This is a genomic window from Polaromonas sp. P1_G4 (assembly GCF_056405475.1).
This window is the reverse complement of sequence record NZ_JBFUCA010000811.1, coordinates 1-1,296: the sequence shown is the minus strand read 5'-3', so window position 1 is coordinate 1,296 and position 1,296 is coordinate 1. Positions and strand designations below refer to the sequence as shown.

Sequence of the window (1,296 nt, the reverse complement as noted above, 5' to 3'; positions counted from 1 at the left end):
TGCAAGCCGCGCTTTTGAGCAAGAGGGCAGAGATCTATTTTGTCAGCATTTCACACCGCCTGCCCAACCCGTTTTTACAGATCGGGACAGACGTAAAAAAGCCGCCTGCAAAAGGCGGCTTTCGGGATGACGGATGGGCCGGGTTCAGAGTTTCTGGGCTTGCATGAAGCGGTCAAACGTGGCTTCCGTGAAACGGAACCACAGGTTCTGTTCGGCACGGAACTTGGAGTAGTCGGCGTAGATCTTCTTCCAGTTTTCGTTCCTTGTGCCGATCTCTTCGTAGAGCGCCATCGACTCCTTGAAAGCSGCGTTCATSACRTCSGCMGGGAAAGGCCGGAGCTTGGYRCCMGCACCCACSAGCTGCTTGAGCGCACCTGGGTTCTTCGCGTCGTATTTGGCCTGCATGTCGCCGTGGGCCTGGGCCGCAGCCGCTTCCACAATCGCCTTGTTCTCGGGCGTGAGGGCGTCGAATGCCTTGTTGTTGATGAAGAAGTCCAGCTCGGGACCACCTTCCCACCAGCCGGGGTAGTAGTAAAAGGGGGCAACTTTGTTRAAGCCCAGCTTCWGGTCRTCGTARGGWCCSAYCCATTCGGCGGCATCRATSGTGCCTTTTTCSAGSGCCTGGTAAATCTCGCCGCCGGGAATGTTCTGCGGCACGCCGCCCAGGCGCTCGATGACCTTGCCGGCAAAACCGCCGACGCGGAATTTGAGGCCCTTCATGTCGGCAATGGACTTGATTTCCTTGCGGAACCAGCCACCCATTTGCGCGCCGGTATTGCCGCACGGAAAGCTGATCATGTTGTATTTGGCGTAGAACTCGCGCATCAGTTTCAAGCCGTTGCCCTCAAAGGTCCAGGCGCTCATCTGGCGGCTGTTCAGGCCAAAAGGAATGGCGCCGCCGATGGCAAAGGTTTCGTCCTTGCCGAAGAAATAGTAAGGCGCCGTATGGGCTGCCTCGATGGAGCCTTGCTGCACGCCGTCGACCACACCAAACGCAGGCATCAGTTCGCCCGCAGCATGGACGGAGATTTCAAACTTGCCGCCTGAAATCGCCTTGACATGCTTGGCAAACGTTTCAGCACCTCCATAGATCGTGTCCAGCGATTTGGGGAAGCTGGATGCCAGGCGCCAGCGAACAGCGGCCTGTGCGTGAACAGCCGGCGCAACGCCTGCTGCCAAAACACCGGCAACGCCGGCGTGTTTGATGAGTGAACGACGATCCATCAGGTTGACTCCGAAAGGTAAAAATGAAAATTCCACTGGGCTCAGGCACCAGTCAGACCGTTTTGCAGGTCT

General features: G+C 57.4%; 1 protein-coding gene. It reads right to left on the bottom strand.

Going from position 1 to position 1,296, the window contains the following annotated elements; all coding sequences use genetic code 11:
- Window positions 1–144: 144 nt before the first annotated feature.
- The gene (locus tag AC1D1X_RS23580; protein WP_477699383.1) at window positions 145–1,224 is read right to left on the bottom strand and encodes a TRAP transporter substrate-binding protein; all 1,080 of its coding nucleotides are present in this window, start codon (window positions 1,222–1,224) and stop codon (window positions 145–147) included.
- Between the last annotated feature and the right edge of the window lie 72 nt (window positions 1,225–1,296).